This window comes from Methylomonas sp. LWB, assembly GCF_001856095.1.
Lineage (GTDB): Bacteria > Pseudomonadota > Gammaproteobacteria > Methylococcales > Methylomonadaceae > Methylomonas > Methylomonas koyamae_A.
On record NZ_MKMC01000034.1, the window covers coordinates 298717 to 318463 of the forward strand.

The 19747-nt window shown below is 57.3% G+C and carries 17 protein-coding genes and 1 pseudogene; 9 read left to right on the plus strand and 9 right to left on the minus strand.

What is annotated here, in order from left to right; translation table 11 throughout:
• Entirely contained in the window at positions 1 to 246 is a 246-nt protein-coding gene (locus tag BJL95_RS15200; protein ID WP_071159084.1) for a YfhL family 4Fe-4S dicluster ferredoxin, read from the plus strand.
• A gap of 167 nt (positions 247 to 413) precedes the next feature.
• Positions 414 to 587, plus strand: coding sequence for a hypothetical protein (locus BJL95_RS24085; protein WP_175463726.1), 174 nt, complete (start codon positions 414 to 416; stop codon positions 585 to 587).
• A 148-nt stretch (positions 588 to 735) separates the two neighbouring features.
• Here the strand turns inward: BJL95_RS24085 and BJL95_RS15205 are convergent, their stop codons facing one another.
• The 3 genes from BJL95_RS15205 to speA are packed head-to-tail and all read right to left on the minus strand — an operon-like array spanning position 736 to position 4795.
• A complete protein-coding gene (locus BJL95_RS15205; RefSeq protein WP_071159086.1) occupies positions 736 to 2055 on the minus strand; it encodes a UDP-glucose/GDP-mannose dehydrogenase family protein in 1320 nt (439 codons plus the stop codon).
• Positions 2056 to 2071: 16 nt separating this feature from the next.
• On the minus strand, positions 2072 to 2938 hold the full coding sequence (locus tag BJL95_RS15210; protein WP_071159088.1) for an NAD(P)-dependent oxidoreductase: 867 nt from the start codon (positions 2936 to 2938) through the stop codon (positions 2072 to 2074).
• 33 nt (positions 2939 to 2971) lie between these two features.
• Positions 2972 to 4795, minus strand: coding sequence for a biosynthetic arginine decarboxylase (speA, locus tag BJL95_RS15215; RefSeq protein ID WP_071159090.1), 1824 nt, complete (start codon positions 4793 to 4795; stop codon positions 2972 to 2974).
• An 81-nt stretch (positions 4796 to 4876) separates the two neighbouring features.
• On the opposite strand from speA, the gene speE reads away from it, so the two are divergent.
• From speE to BJL95_RS15245, 7 genes and pseudogenes are all read left to right on the plus strand, one after another.
• Positions 4877 to 5722 carry a polyamine aminopropyltransferase gene (gene speE, locus BJL95_RS15220; protein WP_071159092.1) on the plus strand — a complete coding sequence of 282 codons (846 nt, stop codon included), beginning with the start codon at positions 4877 to 4879 and terminating at the stop codon, positions 5720 to 5722.
• A gap of 377 nt (positions 5723 to 6099) precedes the next feature.
• The gene (locus tag BJL95_RS15225; RefSeq protein ID WP_083386066.1) at positions 6100 to 8718 is read left to right on the plus strand and encodes a chemotaxis protein CheB; all 2619 of its coding nucleotides are present in this window, start codon (positions 6100 to 6102) and stop codon (positions 8716 to 8718) included.
• A gap of 67 nt (positions 8719 to 8785) precedes the next feature.
• Positions 8786 to 9580, plus strand: a pseudogene (locus tag BJL95_RS25775) (PAS domain-containing protein); the annotation flags it as partial.
• Positions 9554 to 10942, plus strand: coding sequence for a putative bifunctional diguanylate cyclase/phosphodiesterase (locus tag BJL95_RS15230; RefSeq protein WP_368086608.1), 1389 nt, complete (start codon positions 9554 to 9556; stop codon positions 10940 to 10942). The pseudogene BJL95_RS25775 and the gene BJL95_RS15230, both read left to right, overlap by 27 nt.
• 534 nt (positions 10943 to 11476) lie before the next feature.
• Positions 11477 to 12394, plus strand: a complete 918-nt coding sequence (locus tag BJL95_RS15235) for a GGDEF domain-containing protein (RefSeq protein ID WP_064026728.1) — start codon at positions 11477 to 11479, stop codon at positions 12392 to 12394.
• 130 nt (positions 12395 to 12524) lie between these two features.
• Positions 12525 to 12929 carry an exosortase system-associated protein, TIGR04073 family gene (locus BJL95_RS15240; protein WP_071159093.1) on the plus strand — a complete coding sequence of 135 codons (405 nt, stop codon included), beginning with the start codon at positions 12525 to 12527 and terminating at the stop codon, positions 12927 to 12929.
• Positions 12930 to 12958: 29 nt separating this feature from the next.
• Positions 12959 to 13654: an OmpA family protein gene (locus BJL95_RS15245; protein ID WP_071159094.1), complete on the plus strand. Its 696-nt coding sequence runs from the start codon at positions 12959 to 12961 to the stop codon at positions 13652 to 13654.
• A 49-nt stretch (positions 13655 to 13703) separates the two neighbouring features.
• Here the strand turns inward: BJL95_RS15245 and BJL95_RS24755 are convergent, their stop codons facing one another.
• The 6 genes from BJL95_RS24755 to BJL95_RS15270 all read right to left on the minus strand — a co-directional run bounded on the left by BJL95_RS24755 (position 13704) and on the right by BJL95_RS15270 (position 19469).
• The gene (locus tag BJL95_RS24755; RefSeq protein ID WP_139306277.1) at positions 13704 to 13919 is read right to left on the minus strand and encodes a hypothetical protein; all 216 of its coding nucleotides are present in this window, start codon (positions 13917 to 13919) and stop codon (positions 13704 to 13706) included.
• The gene (locus tag BJL95_RS15250; protein WP_071159095.1) at positions 13916 to 14194 is read right to left on the minus strand and encodes a late competence development ComFB family protein; all 279 of its coding nucleotides are present in this window, start codon (positions 14192 to 14194) and stop codon (positions 13916 to 13918) included. The genes BJL95_RS24755 and BJL95_RS15250 overlap by 4 nt, the downstream gene beginning before the upstream one ends.
• 61 nt (positions 14195 to 14255) lie before the next feature.
• Positions 14256 to 14810 carry a YfiR family protein gene (locus BJL95_RS15255; protein ID WP_254786814.1) on the minus strand — a complete coding sequence of 185 codons (555 nt, stop codon included), beginning with the start codon at positions 14808 to 14810 and terminating at the stop codon, positions 14256 to 14258.
• A complete protein-coding gene (locus tag BJL95_RS15260; RefSeq protein ID WP_083386070.1) occupies positions 14785 to 16809 on the minus strand; it encodes a TonB-dependent siderophore receptor in 2025 nt (674 codons plus the stop codon). Before BJL95_RS15260 ends, BJL95_RS15255 begins: the two co-directional genes overlap by 26 nt.
• 252 nt (positions 16810 to 17061) lie before the next feature.
• A complete protein-coding gene (locus BJL95_RS15265) occupies positions 17062 to 18261 on the minus strand; it encodes an ABC transporter permease (RefSeq protein ID WP_071159096.1) in 1200 nt (399 codons plus the stop codon).
• Positions 18262 to 18263: 2 nt separating this feature from the next.
• Positions 18264 to 19469 carry an ABC transporter permease gene (locus BJL95_RS15270; protein ID WP_071159099.1) on the minus strand — a complete coding sequence of 402 codons (1206 nt, stop codon included), beginning with the start codon at positions 19467 to 19469 and terminating at the stop codon, positions 18264 to 18266.
• Between the last annotated feature and the right edge of the window lie 278 nt (positions 19470 to 19747).

Genomic DNA, 19747 nt, shown 5'->3' on the forward strand with positions numbered 1-19747 from the left:
ATGGCACTGCTTATTAGCGATGAATGCATCAACTGCGATGTCTGCGAACCGGAATGCCCGAACGGCGCTATTTCGCAAGGCGAGGAAATCTACATCATCAACCCCAGTTTGTGTACCGAATGCGTCGGCCACCACGATAAGCCACAATGCATGGAAGTCTGCCCGGTGGATTGCATCTCCAAGGACCCTGACGCGGTCGAGGACCAAGACAGTCTTTACCGCAAGTATTTGAAGCTGACCCGTTAATTTCGGCCGACTCGACGTCCGCTCGCGACCACTAAGTGGACGATGCGACGTCGATACCCGCCGAATGTTGGGATTATCGAAACATGTGATTCGCACCGCCGAGCCTAAGCCGATCGCCAGCCGGTTGCACGACTATTTGGAATATCGTCCGTCTTTACGGTTATTGCGTGCAAGTGGCGCCGAGAAACGGCCGAGTACTAGAGGGCAATGGCGTCGATACCGTCACAATCGCCGACAAGCGCGAGGTTTTATTGTTGGACACCGACGGCATCGAAGCCTTGACTTTGGCGAAGCTGGAAATGCCGACACCGGGTGCGACGTTTACCGACCAAGCGTTTTAGAATAACTTAATTGGCGGCCTGAGCCGCGGCCCTCGGTGTGTCTGTAAACGCCGAGGGAAAAATCTATACGATCTTAATCTTGAACGATTGCGCGGCTTAGCGTGGCGCCGGGGCGGCGCGATTACCCCGCCCCAGCGATACCGACCATTTAACGCCCGATCGCGTAATAGCCCAAACCGAACTGTTTGACCAACCGGGGTTCGTACATATTCCGGCCGTCGAAGATCGCTTTATCCTTCAATTGCTTGCTCAGATCGTCGAAATCCGGGCTGCGGAACTGTTTCCACTCGGTAACGATGATCAGCGCGTCGGCGTCGTTTAAGGTATCGGTCTGTTTAGGACAATAAACCAGTCCTGCTTTGTCGCCGTAGATACGGTGGGCTTCTTCCATCGCTTCCGGGTCGTAAGCTCGTACCGTGGCGCCAGCCGCGATCAGGGCTTCCAGCAGGACCCGGCTGGGCGCTTCGCGCATGTCGTCGGTGTTGGGCTTGAAGGCCAGGCCCCACAACGCGAAGGTTTTGCCTTTGACGCCGTCGGGATAGTGCGCGGAGATTTTTTCGAACAAGCGGTGCTTTTGCCGGTCGTTGACATTTTCGACGGCGCTCAACAATTCGGCATGATAGCCGTAGTCGCGAGCGGTGCGTTCCAGCGCCTTGACGTCTTTGGGAAAGCAAGAGCCGCCGTAGCCGCAGCCGGGATAAATGAAGCTGTAACCGATCCGGCTGTCCGAGCCGATCCCGTGACGAACGTGCTCGATGTCGGCGCCCAGACGCTCGGCCAGGTTGGCTAGTTCGTTCATGAAACTGATTTTGGTGGCCAGCATCGCGTTGGCGGCGTATTTGGTCAGTTCGGCGGAGCGAATGTCCATATTGATGACCCGCTCGCGGCTACGGTTGAACGGCGCGTACAAGGCTTTCAGCAACTCGGCGGTGCGCGGATTGTCGGTGCCGATGATGATGCGGTCCGGCTTCATGAAGTCGTCCAGCGCCGAACCCTCTTTCAGGAATTCCGGATTGGATACCACGTCGAATTCCAAGGCTTCGCCGCGTTGCGCCAGGACATCGACCACGACTTGCTTGACTTTGTCGGCGGTACCGACCGGCACCGTGGACTTGTCAACGACGATTTTGTAATCGGTCATGTGCTCGGCAACGCTTTTGGCCACCGCCAACACGTATTTCAAGTCGGCGGAGCCGTCTTCGTCCGGCGGCGTGCCGACCGCGATGAATTGAAATAAACCGAAATCCACGGCTTCCTTGACGTCGGTGGTGAAGCTCAAGCGGCCGGCAGCCATGTTGTCCTTAACCATTTCTTCCAGACCCGGCTCGTAAATCGGGATAATGCCTTGTTTCAAACGTTCGATTTTGCTGGCATCGACATCCATGCACATCACTTGGTTACCGACCTCGGCCAAGCAAGCACCCGTTACCAAACCTACATAACCGCTGCCAAACACTGTAATTTTCATTGTTACACCTTGTAAACTAATTGGAATTTCGCTGTTGTTTCAATCGGTACAGCGCCGAAATATCTTCGTCGCCATAACCCTTAGCCATTAACTTGGCGTAGTCCGCCAAGGTCATTACCGTCAACGGACTGGCCATGCCGGCATGCTGCGCCATCTGCTGGGCGATCTTCAGATCCTTGTGATGCAGGGCGAGTTTGAAGCCCGGCGGGAACAAGCCTTGCGTCATCGTTTTGCCCCGGTGATCCAAAAACCAGTTGCCGGCGGCGCCACCGGCGATGACGTCGATCACTTTATCCATCGGCAAATCCTGAGCGTCGGCAAACGCCAGCGCTTCGGTCACGGCCTGATTGATGCCCGCCACCATGATTTGATTGACCGCCTTACAGGCTTGGCCGGCACCGACTCCGCCCAGATGTTCGATGCGCTTGGTCATGGCCGCCAATAGCGGGCGAACCTGCTCCAGCACCTGGGCATCGCCTCCCACCATCATCGCCAAGCTGGCGTTACGGGCGCCTTCGACGCCGCCGGACACCGGGGCGTCGAGGAAGTCGGCGTGCCGGGCCGCTAGCCTTTGCGCGGCCTGACGCGCGGTATCACCGGACACCGTGGACATGTCGACCACCACACTCCCGGCCCGCACGGTTTTACAAATCGCGTCGACCACCGCCAATACGTCTTTGTCGGCCGATACGCAGACAAACAGCACTTCGACCCGCGCCGCCATTTGCTCGATGCTCTCGCAGGCTTCGATGCCGAGTTCGGCGGCCAGCGCCGAGGCTTTGTCGCCGCTACGATTATAAACCGCCGCCAAGTGGCCGGCCTTGGCGAGGTTAATCGCCATGCCCCGCCCCATGGCGCCCAAACCGATAAAACCCGCTTTCATTCGTACTCCGTTGGCTTGCGTCGGCTAACGCCGTTATTTATCCAGATAAGTATAGGCGTTTAGTCCGGCCAGCAATTCTTGCTCGAAAGCGTGCTTTTGCTCGGCGCTTAACGGGGCCTGGTCCAGTTTGCGCCGGTAGGCCGCTTTCAATGCGGTGGTATCGATATGCACGTAATCGAGCAATTCGCTGACATCCTCGCCTTCCATGAATTCGCCGAAGCGGTAACCGTCGCCGTCCAGTTCGACGTTAATCGAATGGGTGTCGCCAAACAGATTATGCATGTCGCCCAGAATTTCCTGGTAGGCGCCAACCATGAAAAAGCCGATCAAATAATCGTCGCCGGCGGCGATGGCATGCAGCGGCAGCGTGTTAGCGATGTTTTGGCAATCGACATATTGATCGATACGGCCGTCCGAGTCGCAGGTCAAATCCTGCAACACCGCGCGCCGGGAAGGCGGCTCGCTCAAACGATGAATCGGCATGATCGGGAAAATCTGGTCGATACCCCATATGTCCGGCATCGATTGAAACAGTGAGAAATTGCAAAACACCTTGTCAGCCAGCTTCTCGTCGAGTTCCTGCAAAATTTCGCGGTGATGGTGGTTATCCAAATTCAACTGCGCCTGGATTTGTTGGCACAAACCAACATAGCGCTTTTCGGCGTCGGCCAGTTCGGCCAGACCGATGTCGCCCTGCACGAAGCGGGCGCGGGCTTCGGCCATGTCGAACTGAGCGTTGTGGTAAGCCTCGCTGACGTTGCCGAAGCGCCCGACCGCGGGCGCCGCGCCGTGCAAGGTTTCGACCTCGGTGACGTTGGTAATCAGCACCGCATGGTGAGCGGTGATGGCGCGGCCGGACTCGGTAATAATGTCGGGTTGCGGCAGACCGTAAGCGCGGCTGGTTTCGGCAAAGGCGCGGACGATATTGTCGGCGTATTCGCGCATGCTGTAATTGATCGAACATTCCCTACGCGAGCCACTGCCGTCGTAATCGACGCCCAAACCGCCGCCGGCATCGACGGTGGTGATGTTGGCGCCCAAGTCGCGCAATTGTCGGTAAAACTGGCCGGCTTCCTTCAATGCCAGTTTGATGTCGTGGATGTTGGCAATTTGCGAACCCATGTGAAAATGCATCAAGCGCAGGCAATCGAGCATGCCGACCTGCTCCAGACGGGCCACCAATTGCAGGACCTCGTTGGCGTGCAAACCGAATTTGGATTTTTCGCCGCCGCTGTTCTGCCATTTGCCGGCGCTGATTGTGGATAGCCGCACCCGCAGGCCGATCAGGGGCTGAACTTGCAACTTGGCGGCTTCTTCCAGAATCAGTTCCAGTTCGGACGGTTTTTCGATGACGATGAACACCGCCAAGCCCATCAATTGGCCCATTAGCGCCATCCGGATATAAAACCGATCCTTGTAGCCGTTGCAGACGATGGTGCCGTTGGGCTTGGCCAAACCCAAAATCGCCAACAACTCCGGCTTGCTGCCGGCTTCCAGGCCGATATGCTCGGCCGACACGATGCTTTCGACGACGTTGCCCTGCTGATTGACCTTGATCGGATACACCGGCGTATAGCGGCCGGCATAGTCGTGATGGGCACGGGCCTGATCGAAAGCTTGTTGCAGCCGGCGGATGCGGTCCGGCAGAATATCGGTGAATCTGATCAGCACCGGTAGACTCAAGCCTTTGTCCAGCAAGGCTCCGGCTACCTCGAACAAGTCGATTTCCACCTGACTAGCGCCGTTCGGTTTGACGCTGACATGCCCCCGGTCGTTAATCGAAAAATAGCCGTCGCCCCATTGTTGGATCGCGTATAGCTGTTTGGCCTGTTCAATCGACCATGCGGATGTCGGCACCTAAGCTCCCCGTGCTGTCATAAAGTGGTGGCAATTCTAAAGTATAATGCCGCGAATTTTATGACTTTTTGAGGACAACACATGCTCGACGCCACCTGGTTCAGCGAAGCGCAAGAGCCATCCGGCTCCGCCTTTTCATTGAAAATCAAACGCAAGCTGCACGAGGAGCAATCCGAGTTTCAGTTTCTGGAAATCTACGAGACCGAACAATTCGGTAATCTGATGGTCATCGACGGCTGCACGATGGTCTCGACCCGCGACAATTTTTTCTACCACGAGATGATGAGTCACCCGGTGCTCTACACCCATCCCAACCCGAAAAGAGTCTGGATCATCGGCGGCGGCGATTGCGGAACTTTGCGCGAGGTGTTGAAGCACCCGAATGTCGAGCAAGCGGTGCAAATCGACATCGACGAACGCGTTACCCGCTTGGCGGAAATTTATTTCCCGGAGCTTTGCGAATCCAACCAAGACCCCCGCGCCGATTTGAAATTCATCGACGGCATTAAATGGGTCAAGGACGCCGAGCCCGGCAGCGTGGACATCATTATCGTCGATAGTACCGACCCGGTTGGCCCCGCCGAAGGTTTGTTCTGCGCGGACTTTTATAAAGATTGCTTCCGGGCCTTGAGCGAGAACGGTATTGTCGTTCAACAAAGCGAATCGGCCTTGTTGCATATGAAAATCCTGAAAGAAATGCGTGCGGAAATGCAGGCCGGCGGTTTCGGCAGTCTGCAAACCATTTTCTTTCCGCAATGTATTTATCCGTCCGGTTGGTGGAGCGCGACGATGGCCGGCAAGGGCGATCTAGCCAAGTTCCGTGAAGCGGACGCCGCCGCCAAGCCGTTCGAGACCGTTTATTACAATAGCGACATCCACCAAGCCAGCCTGGCCTGCCCCGAGTTTTTCAAGAAAGCCTTGGCCTAACACCGGCCGGCATCCGCCATTCCGCGCCGGTCCCCAATGGGGCCGGCCGCTGAAATCTCCGCGAATCAACGCCCAGCACCATGACTGGATGCGAAGCTAGACCTCCCTCCCTTGCCAACCAACAAGCCGCGTCGTTTGAAACCTGCTCGTCTACCGCCAGTGGAAATTGCTTGAGTCGCGTGTCGGCCGTCGGCCGATATGTGCGTTAACGTACCGATCCACCGTAATGACCGTGTTAAGTTCTGCCATTGTTTCGGGCGGGTGACTAAAAGAGTTTGCGAGCTTTACAAACAGCTATCGCCGGACTCGCGCAAAGGGATCACGGCAATGTAGTATCTGACCCTTCTGCATTCATCTATTTCCAAGTGAGCTAAAACATGGCCGACACTCCCGGAACCCATTCAGGTGCCGATGCGTTGACGCGAGCCGTCAGTCATGGCCCGGCGCCCAAAACCCCGCCAAGGGCCGATAGCGGCGGCACGCCGCCTATCGTTGCGGTCGGTGCGTCGGCGGGGGGGCTGGAAGCCTTGGAACAATTTTTCGCTGAGGTTCCGGCCGCCTGCGGCGTGGCCTTTGTCGTCGTCCAACATCTCGATCCCCATCATCAAGGCATGCTCCCGGCATTGTTGCAGCGAACCTCGCAGTTGACCGTCATTCAGGCCGGCGACCATATGCCCGTCAAGCCCGATTGGGTATACGTGATTCCGCCCAACAAGGATTTGTCGATCCAGCGCGGGAAACTGCGTTTGCTCGAACCTCGGGTGCTAAGGGGCTTGCGATTGCCGATCGACGCGTTTTTCAAGGCGCTGGCGGACGATCAGCACGAGCGGGCGATCGGCGTGATTTTGTCGGGCATGGGGTCGGACGGTACGCTGGGCTTACGCGCGATCAAGGAGAATGCCGGCTTGGCAGTCGCGCAGTCGCCGGAATCCGCTCAATTCGACTCGATGCCGCGTAGCGCCATCGACGCCGGTTTGGCGGATATCGTGGCGCCGCCGCGAGTACTGTGGGAAAAGATCCTGGCTTATCTAAAGCACAGTCCGCGCGGTTTGCACGCAACGCCTGAAACGGCGCCGGCCTCAAAGAGCCGCAGCTCGCTGGAACAAATCCTGATTCTGCTGCGCGATCGTACCGGTAACGATTTTTCTCTGTATAAAAAAAATACTATGTATCGCCGTATCGAACGGCGCATGGGTTTGCGCCAAATCGACGCGATCGCCGGATATGCGGACTATCTGCGCGAGAATCCTCAAGAGTTGGATTTATTGTTCAAGGAATTGCTGATCGGCGTCACCAGCTTTTTCCGCGATCCGGAGGTTTGGGCGTCGCTAAAGACCGAGGTCATTCCGGCGCTGTTGGCCGAATATCCGGCCGGCAAGGCCTTACGGGCCTGGGTACCGGCTTGCTCGACCGGCGAGGAAGCGTATTCGCTGGCGATGATCTTCAAGGAAGTGTTAGCGGAAAGCCAGAGCCCGCGTCCGTTCAAGCTGCAAATCTTTGCCACCGATCTGGATCAGGATGCCATCGACAAGGCGCGGCAAGGCTTCTTTCCCGCGACTATCGCCGGCGAGGTGTCCGAGGATAGGCTTAGCCGCTTCTTTAATGTGGACGGCGGCGGCTACCGCATCAAAAAAGACATTCGCGAGATGGTGATTTTCGCGCCGCACAACGTGATCATGGATCCGCCGTTTACCAAGCTGGATCTGCTTTGCTGCCGAAATCTACTGATTTACCTGAGTCAGGAATTGCAGCAAAAACTGATTTTGCTGTTCCACTATACGCTCGCCAGCCACGGGATATTGACGCTCGGCAACGCCGAAACGATCGGGAATGCCAGTCATTTGTTCAGCGCGACCGACCATAAATTAAGACTTTATCGGCGCATCGATACGCCTTTCCCGTTGAACGTCGATTTCCCGACCAAATATTTCCCCGTCGCATCCATGATCGAAGATACCGAAAAACACCCGCCTATCGCCAATTTGCAAACCTTGGCGGATCAATTGCTGTTGCAACACTTCGCTCCGGCGGCGGTCTTGGTTAACGCCGATGGCGACATTCTTTACATCAGCGGACGCACCGGTAAATATCTGGAGCCTGCCGCCGGCAAGGCCAATTGGAATATCCACGCGATGGCCCGCGACGGTTTGCGGCACGAACTGATCGGCGCGCTCAAAAAGGCCAGAACTGAAACCGACGTGGTGCAGGTCGCCGGTCTGACGGTCGCTAACGACAGCGGCGGCCAAACCGTGAATTTGTCGGTGCAGGCCATCCACAAACCCGATGCGTTAAAGGGCATGTTGATGGTGGTGTTTACCGACGTTGCCGCTGCGCCGGCCGGTAAAGTGTCGCGCAAATCGCCGAACGCGGCGCAGACCTTGCTTCAGGCGGAGCTACAGCACACCCAGGAAGATTTACAAACCCTGCGCGAGGAAATGCAGACCTCGCAGGAAGAACTGAAATCCGCCAATGAAGAGCTGCAATCGACCAACGAGGAATTGCAGTCCACCAACGAGGAATTGACCACCTCCAAGGAAGAGATGCAGTCGTTAAACGAGGAGCTGCAAACGGTCAATGCCGAGTTGCAAATCAAGGTCGACGATTTGTCGCGCGCCAGCAATGACATGAACAATCTGCTAAATAGCATGGAAATCGCCACGGTGTTCCTGGACGGCACGCTGAATATCCGCCGTTTTACCAGTCACATCGGCCATTTGTTTAAGTTGATCGCCGCCGATGTGGGGCGGCCGTTGTCCGACATCGTCACCGATCTGGACTATCCCGATCTACAACAGGATGCGCGGGAAGTGTTGCGAACCTTGGTGTTCGTGGAAAAGCAGATCAGAGCGAGCGACGAACGTTGGTTCAAGGTGAGGATCATGCCGTACCGGACCCAGGACAATTTGATCGACGGCGTGGTTATTACCTTTATCGATATCTCCGAAACCAAGAAGCTGGAAGCCGAATTAAGGAACAGCCATGAAAAATCGGAATGACACGATTCGCAAGAAAGTCGAGCTGCGCCAACGAGCCGAACGGCAGTTGGCAAATACCGCGCCGGACATGCCGGTTGATCCGCAAGACCGCTCGCTGCACGAGTTACAAGTGCATCAGATCGAACTGGAAATTCAAAACGAAGCGTTGCGGGAAGCCCGCGGCCTTGCCGAACAAGCGTTGGAGCGCTACGCGGAATTGTTCGATTTCGCGCCGATCGCCTATTTTACGTTAGGCGACGACGGCGGCATCCAGCAAGCCAATTTCAAGGGCGAACAATTATTGAAGCTGCAGCGCTTCACGGTTGACGGGCGACGCTTCGCAGATTTCGTTGCCGGCGAATTTCGGCCTGTGTTCGATCAATTTCTGGAGCAGGTGTTTGCCGGAATCGCCGCGCGGCATTGCGAGATCGTTCTGGCAGCGGCCGGAACTTCCCGTTGGGTGACTATCGAGGCGATTGCCGATCGGAAAAATCGAACCTGTCTGGCGGCGGTCATCGACATCACCGAGCGCAAACGCAACGAACAAGAAGTACAGTTGGCCGCGACAATTTACCTGGCGCTCTCGGAGGCGATTATGGTGGCCGACGCCGACAACCGCATTGTCGCGATCAATCCGGCGTTTAGCTCGCTGACGGGATATTCCGCCGACGAAGCCATCGGGCAATCCACCTCATTGCTGAAATCCGGTCGCCAAGATCAGGCGTTTTTTCAGGCGATGTAGCACAGCTTGCATCAAACCGGCCAATGGCAAGGCGAGCTTTGGAACCGCCGCAAAAACGGCGAGGAATTTCTGGCGCGTTTATCGATCAGCACCGTCTACGGCGACAGCGGCCAAATCGTTCGCCGGGTGGCGATGTCGTCCGACATCACCGAACAACGCCGAGCGGAAGAAATCATTCACAGACAGGCCAACGTCGATCCTTTGACCGGCCTGCCTAACCGGCGTCTGTTTCTGGATCGCTTGCAACGCGCGATTGGAAAATCCCGCCGCGGCCACCAAAAATTGGCGCTGATGTTCTTGGACCTGGATCACTTCAAAGACATTAACGATACCTTGGGACACGACGTGGGCGACCGTTTGCTCGAGGAAACCACGCATCGTCTGATGGCCTGCATCCGCGAGACCGATACCCTGGCGCGGCCGGGCGGGGATGAATTCACGCTGATCATGGGGGAATTGCAAGACCTTAACAGCATCGATCGGGTGGCGCAGGCGATTCTGCGGACCATGACGGCGCCGTTCAAATTGAAGGATGAGCTTTGCTACATCTCCATCAGCATCGGCATCGCGCTGTATCCGGACGATGCCGACTCAGTGGAGGATTTACTGAAAAATGCCGATCAAGCCATGTATGCCGCCAAGAAGCTGGGCCGCGGCCGGTTTTGTTACTTTACGCCGGCAATGCAGGAAGCCGCCGAAATTCGCTTGCGGCTGACCAACGACCTCCGCCACGCGTTGGCCGATCAACAAATCTGGGTGGCGTATCAACCGATCGTGGATTTGGCTACCGGCGAAATCCGCAAAGCCGAAGCGCTGATCCGCTGGGAGCATCCCACTCGCGGCCGCGTCAATCCCGCCGAATTTATTCCCATCGCCGAAGACACCGGGCTGATCACCGAAATCGGCTCCTGGGTGTTTCATCAAGTGGCCGAGCAAGTCGCGGTTTGGCGCCATCGTCACAGCGCCCAGTTTCAGATCAGTATCAATAAATCGCCGGCGCAGTTTCATAACAATAGCGACAAATTGGGCGATTGGTTCGAACACTTGCAACGTTTGGGTTTGCCGGGCGGGTGCATCGCGGTGGAAATTACCGAAGGTTTGTTGCTGGACGCTTCCAATACCGTTACCGAGAAACTGCTGGCTTTTAAAAACGCCGGGATGCAGACGTCGTTGGACGATTTCGGCACCGGCTATTCGTCGCTATCCTATCTGAAAAAATACCAGATCGATTTCTTGAAGATCGATCAGGCTTTCGTGTCCGGTTTGACCGCGCATTCCACCGATATGGCCTTGTGCGAGGCGATTATCATGCTGGCGCACGTATTGGGCATGAAAGTGATCGCCGAAGGCGTGGAAACCGAGGTGCAGCGCGATTTATTAATGCAGGCCGGCTGCGATTACGGGCAAGGCTACCTTTTCTCGAAACCGGTGACGGCGGCGAACTTCGAAAAGCTGTTCAGCTCGACTCGGGCCGATGGTGGACCGCGATTTCAACAGCGTTGAACCTAAAAAGAGCAGTTTGGCGATGAAAAATCCCGTTCGTCCTGAGCTTGTCGAAGGGCGCGCGGGACTTTTCATTCACCCGTTTGGTGAGTGTATTGCGAGCCGTCCATGCTTCGACGTTGCTCAGCACGAACGGCCCGCAATACACGCCAACTGCCCTTTTTAGGTTGAAGGACTCTCGATGACAATCTCATCGGCGTTTTCGACCCATTTTCCGGTTTCGCTAGCCCGCTGCAGGTTAGGTTGACCGGATATGGCTACTAGGCTCGCGGTGCGACGGACAATATCGCGGCGCAGTTTCAAACCAGGCGAGCAGCCAAACCGACTTTTTCAAAATGGGTGCTGCCTGTCAGTGTAAGCGTTGGCGCCAATACCCTACCCGCCATCGTGTCGGCGCGCTCGCTATCGACGCGGCCTCCGCAGCTCCACCGTTTCAGGCAAATGCAGACACCAAACGCCGGAGGTTTTACAATATTGGCCTATGCTTGACTACACCCTTAAACACTAACGACGGAACAGGGTTACAATGCCGCCATGACCAGCACTCCCCCGGATAAGACCCAGCAAGACTCGGCGAACACGCTGGTGACCAAACTGTCGGAAGCCGGCAGGACCAGAACCGAGCTGGAGCCTTACCTGATCATGCTGTCGGGGCATCATCAAGGCAAACAGTACAAACTAGACAAGCCGCAAATCAGTTTGGGGAGGGGGGCGGATGCCGACATCTGCGTGCCGGACCCAAAAATCTCCCGCCAACATTGTGCCTTCATCCGCTATCCCGGCTACATCGTTATCGCCGACCTCAACTCCACCAACGGCACCTTCGTCAACGGCAAACGCATCCAAAAGCAACGCATCGATTTGCTGGATAGGGTCCGGGTCGGCGATTTATACCTGAAGATCGATTATAAGCGCTTCATAGAAGCCCGCTCCGAGGAGGAACTGTACCAAGCCGCCAATATCGACGCGCTGACCGGCATCCTGAACCGCAATGCATTTATGATGCGGGCTCAACAAGAGTTGGCGTTTTGCAAACGTGCCGACGCTCGAATGACCATCGTCATGTGCGACGCCGATCATTTCAAACAGAAAAACGACACCTACGGCCATTTGGCTGGCGACCAGATTCTCCGTGAACTGGCGAACATCCTCGGCGCGGAAATGCGCGAGGAAGACTTGGTGGCCCGCTACGGGGGCGAGGAATTCATCATGCTGCTACGCGAATCCAGCGTTGCAGCCTCGGTCGCCTGGGCCGAGCGTATTCGTTTAACCGTGATGAACCATAGTTTCCGTTTCCAAAACCGCTACATACCGACGACCATATCGATCGGTATCTGCAGCCGCCCCATCGATCCGTTCCTGACGCTGGAAGCCATCATCCAAGCCGCCGACGATGCGTTGTATCTCGCCAAGAAAAACGGCCGCAATCGGGTCGAAGTTGCTGGCGACTGAGCTGAAAAGAAGGCCCCCTGGCAACCGCTAAACCCTAAATATCCGCTGTCACGGATGCTTTTCCGGTGATCGCTGCTATGCTTAAGCGGCTATGCGGAATTACCTTATGCAACATAACGGGAGCACTGACATGAAAATCCATCCATTTCTCACCACCTGCCTGCTTGCCGGTTTCCTGTTGACACCGGCGGCAAACGCACACGAAAACGGTTATTTGCACGACTTTACCGACAAAATTAATCAGGGCTTTTTTAATATGGCGCTGGGCGTCGGCGAGCTGCCGAAAAACATCGTCAATATCAGCAGCGAACAGAATATTCTGGTCGGCATGAGCTGGGGTTTGTTGCGCGGTGTTGCCCACACCGTCGGCCGAACCTTGATCGGTACCGTCGAATTCATCAGCGCGCCGATCCCGAGCGACGAGTTCATCTCCCCGGCCTACGTCTGGGAACGCTACAGCGAAGACACCCGCTATTTCGGTCTGCACCTGCCCGGCTATTGGACCCATTACGGTCCGATGGACGACGGCGAGTAACGGCGCACCACCACGACGAGGAGAACACCATGAAAACGCAATCAGTTTACTTGCCACTCGCGGTTTTAGCCGTGTCCTTGACGGCCTGCACCACACCGAAACAAGATACCTCGGAATTAAAAGCACAAATCGACGCCTCCATGGCCGGCCATTACGGACAATCTATCCTCCACGAGGAAAAAGCCGAAGAAAACCTGGAAACCGCCAATCACATTCTGAAGCATTGGGAGAAAGGCTACTATTGGAATATCGACGAGAAGCAACAGGCTCAGGCCGCCGCGCGAGCCGCCGCCGAGCATAAATTGCAGTCAGAGAAGGAACTGTGCGCTTGGTTGACCGAAGTTCACGGCCACAACCATCACCAGAACGAGCCGATCCACCACGTCGCAGCCTATTTCAAAACCGGCAGCGCGGTACCGTTCAAAACGGATCACGGCGGCATCGGCCATCTCGGTCACTACCTTGGCGCGCATCCGGATGCCAAGGCGGCGGTCACTGCATCGGCCGACACGGTCGGCAAATCCAACGACAACATGGCGCTGTCCAAACGCCGCGCCGATACCGTGGTCAAGTTATTGATCGATCACGGCGCCAAGGCCGAGCAATTGACCGTCAGCGCCACCGGTGAAGGCCAAGGTCCAGACAATACGCCCAACCAGGATTATCGGGTCGCCACGATTACCACCAGCCATCCCAAATACCTCGATTGTCCCAATCTGAAATAAGCCTTTGACTCTCCCGACCCGCGCCCGATGGGCGCGGGCTCGGCCTGTATCACATCTGGTCGGCCGCCTGCTTTTGGCGTTCGGCACTTTCGAAAATTTGTTTTTCCGCGTCCCTGGCTTGTTCGACCGGCTTTTGCAGCGCCTCGGCGACCGCTCGGCCATCGCCGCCGGCGCGAGGTGCGTCCGGCGGCTGATCGGCAGAACCGCAACCGGCAATAACCAGCATCAGCGTCGAGCAGACCACTGTCCTAGCCGACCGTCTCACGAGGCCTCCCGGTCGCTTCGCGGCCTATCGAGCACCTGTTTAACGGCTTCGGCAATCGCCACCTCGACGTTGGCGGTCATTCGTTGATATTGGCTGTCGTCAACGTGTATCCCCTTGTCGATCGGATTGCGCACGTAACACGGCGTTAATCGGTTCAAGGCCAGGCAAGCCACGTCTTCCCGCAAGCCGCCCCCCTCCGGTAATTCGCCGGATTCGGCCATTTTCCATAACCGGTCGACGACCAATTGCTCGTAATAATTGACGATGTTGAGCATACAAACTCCTGACTGAAAACAAATGCAGGTTAACCATAGCCCAGATTCGGACGAGCGCGGTTCATTGCACGATTTCCGCCATTCGCAACAATTTGGAACTGAGTTTCAAACCGGCGTCCCTGACCGCCGGCAAATTGACCACCAACTTTAATTTATTGTCGCGCAACGTAAATTGCACCATGCCGCCGCGGCGGGCGAAATCCTCGACATCGCTGACCAGCAGTACGTGGCGGATGCGGGCATATTCGCTGACCGCCTTCGACAATACGTGGAGATCGCTTAAAAACAGGATGCGGCAATTGTCGATGTTATCGCCCAGCGACACGTGTACGACGCGGTTATCGATTTGCCAGCCTTCCAAAACCGGTAAATAGTCGCGTAGCGGACTGTCGCCCAACAGACAAATATTGACCGGCGCCGATTCCGGCCATTCCGCCAATTCCGCGAAATGAAACAAATAGGCCGTCTTTAGCTGATACTCCTGATTGGATGGCACGCTGTCGCTGGCAGCGACCCACGAAATCGCCGCCACGGCCAACAGCGAAATCCAGCCAACGCGCCAGCGCACCAGCATGCCCACGACCGACCGGTTAAAACCGCCAGGATACTTGGGCAAAATAACCACGCTGCAATTGACTGACCGATTGTATGTACAGAATGTCGCTAAACTCGGGATGGTAGGCGTCCAGCAAATTTTGGCCGCTGACCGAAAACTCCAAATTCCGGTGCGGATGCCAACCCAGGCGCAAATCGAGGGTAATGTAATCCGGTATTTCGCGTTGATCCACATAAAGCCTATCGACATAGCGCGCCCAGGCGTCCAGTTCGATTTCGCTGGTCAGGTTGAACAGCGAGCGCAGCGACAACTGATGGCTGGGATTGAAGTGCTGCTCGGTCAGCGGATCGCGCAGCCAGGATTGGCTACGGTCGTATTCGATATCGAATTGGTTGGCGCTGTATGAGGCCTGCAGGCGCCAATCGTGGTTGACTCGATAGTTGGCCGACACTTCCAGTCCGTAGCTTTTGACTTGCCGCTCGTTGCCGACCGTGGCTTCCAAGGTGCCGGGAATGGGATCGTTGAAAACTTGGCCGGTAAATCGGGTGCCCTGCATCCGATCGTAGATGTTGTAAAACAGCGCGGTATCGATATCGAAGGTATCGGTCGCCTGCCAGCGCCAACCCAACTCGTAGGCCATCAAGTTCTCGGTCAACATGTGGGGATTGGCAATGGCTTCGAAAAACCGGTCGGTACCGGGAATCGTCTTGTACAGCCGAATGCTGTGCTGCGCTCGATTCGGCAAAACCACCGCCCGCGATATCGCCGCCCACAGACTGTGGCGACGGTCCGGCGTCCAAATCAGACGGGCATTCGGTTCGGTTTCCCACCCGGTGTAAGTGAAATGCTCGACCCGGTTGGCTAGCGTCAATTTGACGTCTTCGCCCAAATCGATTTGATCCTGCAGAAACAGACCGACGTTGTGCTGAGTGAATTCGGCCGGCAAAAAGCTCAAGGTCAGGGTATTATCGAAACGATCGTTGATCATTTGATAGTTCAAACCCCACAACCAATGGTGGGCGCCGTCGGACGGTAGACTATCCTGCCAATCCAGCACGTATTGCGATCGACTCATTCGGTTCATCGCCAACGTCCACTCGGTTTGGGTGAACGCCATGTTCAGGCGCCAATCGTGGCCGCTCTCGGCCCGGTGTCGCCAATCGCCCTGCAGACTGCCGGTCACGCCGTCGCGGCCGAAGTCGTCGGAGCGCCAAGCGGGCGGATCGATACTGGTCACACCGATGTAGTCACCCTGTAAACGGTAACGCGCCACATTGGCTTCCAGCATCCATTGATCCCGTTCGCCGGTTTGGCCGTCCAGCCGAAAATTGGCGTTTTGCGCGTTCATATAGTCGGCGGTATCGCCGGCACCGTTCAGCCGCGCGCTGGCGTCGCGGTTGACCGCATTCAAGGTGCCCCGCCAATGAACGCCGTCCGCCAGTTGGCCGCCGTAGCGAACCCCGCCGAAACCGCGCTCCTCGGTGCCGCCGCCGCCGTACAACAAGCCGCCCTGGGTGTCGCGAGCCGAGCGGGTTACGATGTTGACGGTGCCGTTCACCGCGTTGGCGCCCCATAAGGTACCGCTGGGACCGCGCAGCACTTCGATACGCTCGATGTCTTGCAGCGCCGGATTCTGCTGGCCCCAATACACCCCGCTGATCAACGGGTCGTAAACGCTGCGGCCGTCGATCATCACTTGAAGTTTATTGGCGTATAGATCGTTGAAGCCGCGCGCGCTGACGGCCCAATTGGATGCATTGATTTTCGCCACGTTCATGCCCGGCACCATCCGTAACACGTCCGGCAGGCTATTGGCACCGGAACGGCGTATATCTTCGCCGGTAATCACGAAGGCCGCCGCCGGACTGTCCTTGACCGATTGCTGGCGACGCGCCAGACCGGAGACATCCAACTCAGTCAGTTCCTCCCAACTCAGAGGCAGCAGTTCGGCCGTGGAACTGATCGCATCGCTGCCCTCGTCGGCAACGGCCGGTCGGCAAGCCGTGCCTAACAGGCAAAGTATCAGGATCGAATATCGGCAATCGCCAGTGTCGCGCATGACCAATCACTCTCGGTAAGCAATTTACCCGAACATTATACGTTAGCCGGCGCTTCGGCATGCCGATAGCATTGACGGCGCCAAGACCGAACAACATCATCAGCCCCGTCGCCGCGAATATTGGTAAATCGCATCGGGTTTCCAATCCTTTTCGGATACGCCGTCGATTCGACTCGCCCCAGCACTATCGGCGCGATCGAGCGCCAAGGGAATGCTTTAGCCTATCCGGTACCGGGATTCGACAATTCAAGCTTACTCGGTCCGTAACGCCCGCAACGGATTCAGGCGCGCGGCGCGGATCGCCGGCACCACGCCGGCGGCGACGCCTATCGCCAACGACAAAAAAAACGCCGAGATCAGATAACCCCAGGCCAATTCAACCGGTAAACCCGGCAACAGCGCCCGTACCGCCAGCACCACGCCGACGCCGACCGCGAGGCCACCCAAGCCGCCGCTCATGCTCAACAACAAGGCTTCGCTGAGAAACAGCCGGAACACCGTACCCCGCTCGGCGCCGATGGCACGCAACAAGCCGATTTCACCGACTCGCTCCGAAACCGCGATGGTCATGATCGTCAAAATACCCACCGAACCGACCAACAGCGAGATTCCGCCCAGCGCGCCAACCGCCATGGTCAGCACGCCCAGCACCGAATCCATTTTTTCCAGCATCTGATTTTGGCTGACCAGCGTGAAATCCTCGCTGCCGTGCCGCGCGATCAATCGGCGTTTGATGGCCTGTTCCACGGTCGCCACGCTCACTTCGCCGCTATACAACAGGTCGATCTCCATCAGGCTCTGCCGGTCGAACATTTCCATCGCCTTGTCGGCGGCGACAAATACCGTGTCGTCCAGGTCAAAGCCCAGCATTTGGCCTTTGGCCTCCATGACGCCGACGATCCGGAACCGGTCGTTGCCGATCCGCAGCCGTTGGCCGAGCGGACTGCTGCGTCCGTACAATTCGCGATACACCTTGCTGCCCAGCACCGCGAAAGCCCGCGAGGCATGGTCGGCGGAATCGGGCAGAAAGCGGCCGCTGGCGACCCCGAGTTGCCAGACTTGCGGTAAGGCCGCGCCGACGCCGAACACATTGGCGCGGCGCTGGCGATTACCGGCTTCGATCCGGGCGTTGCCCTGCACCAACGGCATGGCCGCGACGACATTGTCCAGCCGGCCCAAGCTGACCGCATCGGCCACCGACAACGGCCGCACCGTACTGATCGTCGCGCCGGACAAGCCGAAGGTGGTGGTCTTGCCGGGAAACACCGCCAGCAAATGGGTGCCGAACTGGGTAAATTCCGCTAACACGAAACGGTGTATGCCTTGGCCGATCGCGGTCAGAATCACGACCGCGGCGATGCCGATGATCAGACCCAGCGCGGTCAGCAAGGAGCGCTGCTTATGGCTGAACACGCTGGTCCGCGCCAGCATTAAGGTATCTAGCCAGCTCATGATTAGCGCCGTCCCAAGGCCGTCACCGGGTTCAGACCGGCCGCCTTACGGGCCGGCAACACCCCAAAGCCCAGGCCGGTCGCCAGTGCCACCGCCAGCGAAGCTGTCCAGGCCCAAGCCGGCAAATGCAGAGGGAAATTAGGGTACCACCAGCCCAACGCCGCGATGCCGGCGTTGCCCAATAGATTGCCGAGTACAGCACCGGCCAGCGACAACAAGGCGGCTTCGGTCAAGAACAGCGCTTGCAGCTCGGCGCGCCGGGCGCCCAAGGCCTTCAACAGACCGATTTCGGCGGTACGCTGGCTGACGCTGACCAGCATCACGTTCATCACCAGCACGCCGGCCACCGCCAGGCTGACCGAGGCGATGCCGGCCACCGTGTAAGTCAGTGCGCTAAGAATCTTGTCGAAAGTGTTAACCACGCTGTCTTGAGTAATCACGGTAATGTCGTCCTCGCCTTCATGGCGCGCTTGGATGATGCGGCGCACCTCGTCGACAGCTCGGTGCATCGCCGACTCGCTATGCGCCTCGATCAGAATTCGGAACAAGGAGTGACTATCGAACAAGGCCTGCGCCGAGGCCACCGGCACGATCACCAGTTCATCGAAACCGGTACCGATCGACTGGCCTTCCTCGGCCAGCACGCCAACGACCCGGAAGCGGCGGTCGTTGATTCTAAGCCATTCGCCGACCGCTCGACGTTGGCCGAACAAATCCTCGCGGATTTTCTTGCCGATGACGCAGACCGACAGTTCCCGCCCAGCGGCGGCTTCGGGCAGAAATCGGCCCTGGGCGACCGTTAAATGTCGCACCCGCAGCAAGGCATGGGTAGAACCCATGATGTTGGTTTCCCGCTCCAGGCCGGCCACCGACACCGGCGCCGAACCGATATTGACCGGCGCGATCGCGGCGATATTGCGGCTGCGGAACAGGGCTTCGGCGTCGTCCAACGTCAGATCGCGCGGCGTTTCGCCGAGCAGCGGCGGGTGGCCGCCGGTGGTTTCGCTACGGCCCGGCAACACAATCAACAAGTGGGTGCCCAGCGACTCGAATTCGTTAACCACATAGTTGCGCGCGCTGTCGCCCAACGCGGTCAGGATATTCACCGACGCCACGCCGATACTCATCGCCAGCACAATCAAACCGGCTCGTAACGCTTGGGCGGCGATGGCCTTGCCGGCCTGGAGCAGGGTGTCTCGCAAGCGCATGGGTTGACTCCGAGTGAAGAGGGAATTCAAAAAAGGCGGTAACCATTTAGCGCGAAGTAAAAAACACCTTCTCCCAACGGAGCAGGGGAATGAACACCTCAGCGTCAGCTACGCCGTTCGCTGAGCGGAGTCGAAGCGACATCGCTGGCTTCGGCTCCGCTCAGCCAACGTCCTATTTCGGCTCCGCTTTGACAACTGCTTACATCGACTGTAACCGTTCAACTTAACGCCAAAGGCAACCAACTTACCCCAAGCGCCATCTGAACAGTTACAAAAGG

Coding starts and splice junctions, on each gene's coding strand:
- BJL95_RS15200 (WP_071159084.1), top strand. CDS start 1: ATGGCACTGCTTATTAGCGATGAATGCATCAACTGCGATGTCTGCGAA.
- BJL95_RS15205 (WP_071159086.1), bottom strand. CDS start 2,055: ATGAAAATTACAGTGTTTGGCAGCGGTTATGTAGGTTTGGTAACGGGT.
- BJL95_RS15210 (WP_071159088.1), bottom strand. CDS start 2,938: ATGAAAGCGGGTTTTATCGGTTTGGGCGCCATGGGGCGGGGCATGGCG.
- speE (WP_071159092.1), top strand. CDS start 4,877: ATGCTCGACGCCACCTGGTTCAGCGAAGCGCAAGAGCCATCCGGCTCC.
- BJL95_RS15225 (WP_083386066.1), top strand. CDS start 6,100: ATGGCCGACACTCCCGGAACCCATTCAGGTGCCGATGCGTTGACGCGA.
- BJL95_RS15235 (WP_064026728.1), top strand. CDS start 11,477: ATGACCAGCACTCCCCCGGATAAGACCCAGCAAGACTCGGCGAACACG.
- BJL95_RS15240 (WP_071159093.1), top strand. CDS start 12,525: ATGAAAATCCATCCATTTCTCACCACCTGCCTGCTTGCCGGTTTCCTG.
- BJL95_RS15245 (WP_071159094.1), top strand. CDS start 12,959: ATGAAAACGCAATCAGTTTACTTGCCACTCGCGGTTTTAGCCGTGTCC.
- BJL95_RS15250 (WP_071159095.1), bottom strand. CDS start 14,194: ATGCTCAACATCGTCAATTATTACGAGCAATTGGTCGTCGACCGGTTA.
- BJL95_RS15260 (WP_083386070.1), bottom strand. CDS start 16,809: ATGCGCGACACTGGCGATTGCCGATATTCGATCCTGATACTTTGCCTG.
- BJL95_RS15265 (WP_071159096.1), bottom strand. CDS start 18,261: ATGAGCTGGCTAGATACCTTAATGCTGGCGCGGACCAGCGTGTTCAGC.
- BJL95_RS15270 (WP_071159099.1), bottom strand. CDS start 19,469: ATGCGCTTGCGAGACACCCTGCTCCAGGCCGGCAAGGCCATCGCCGCC.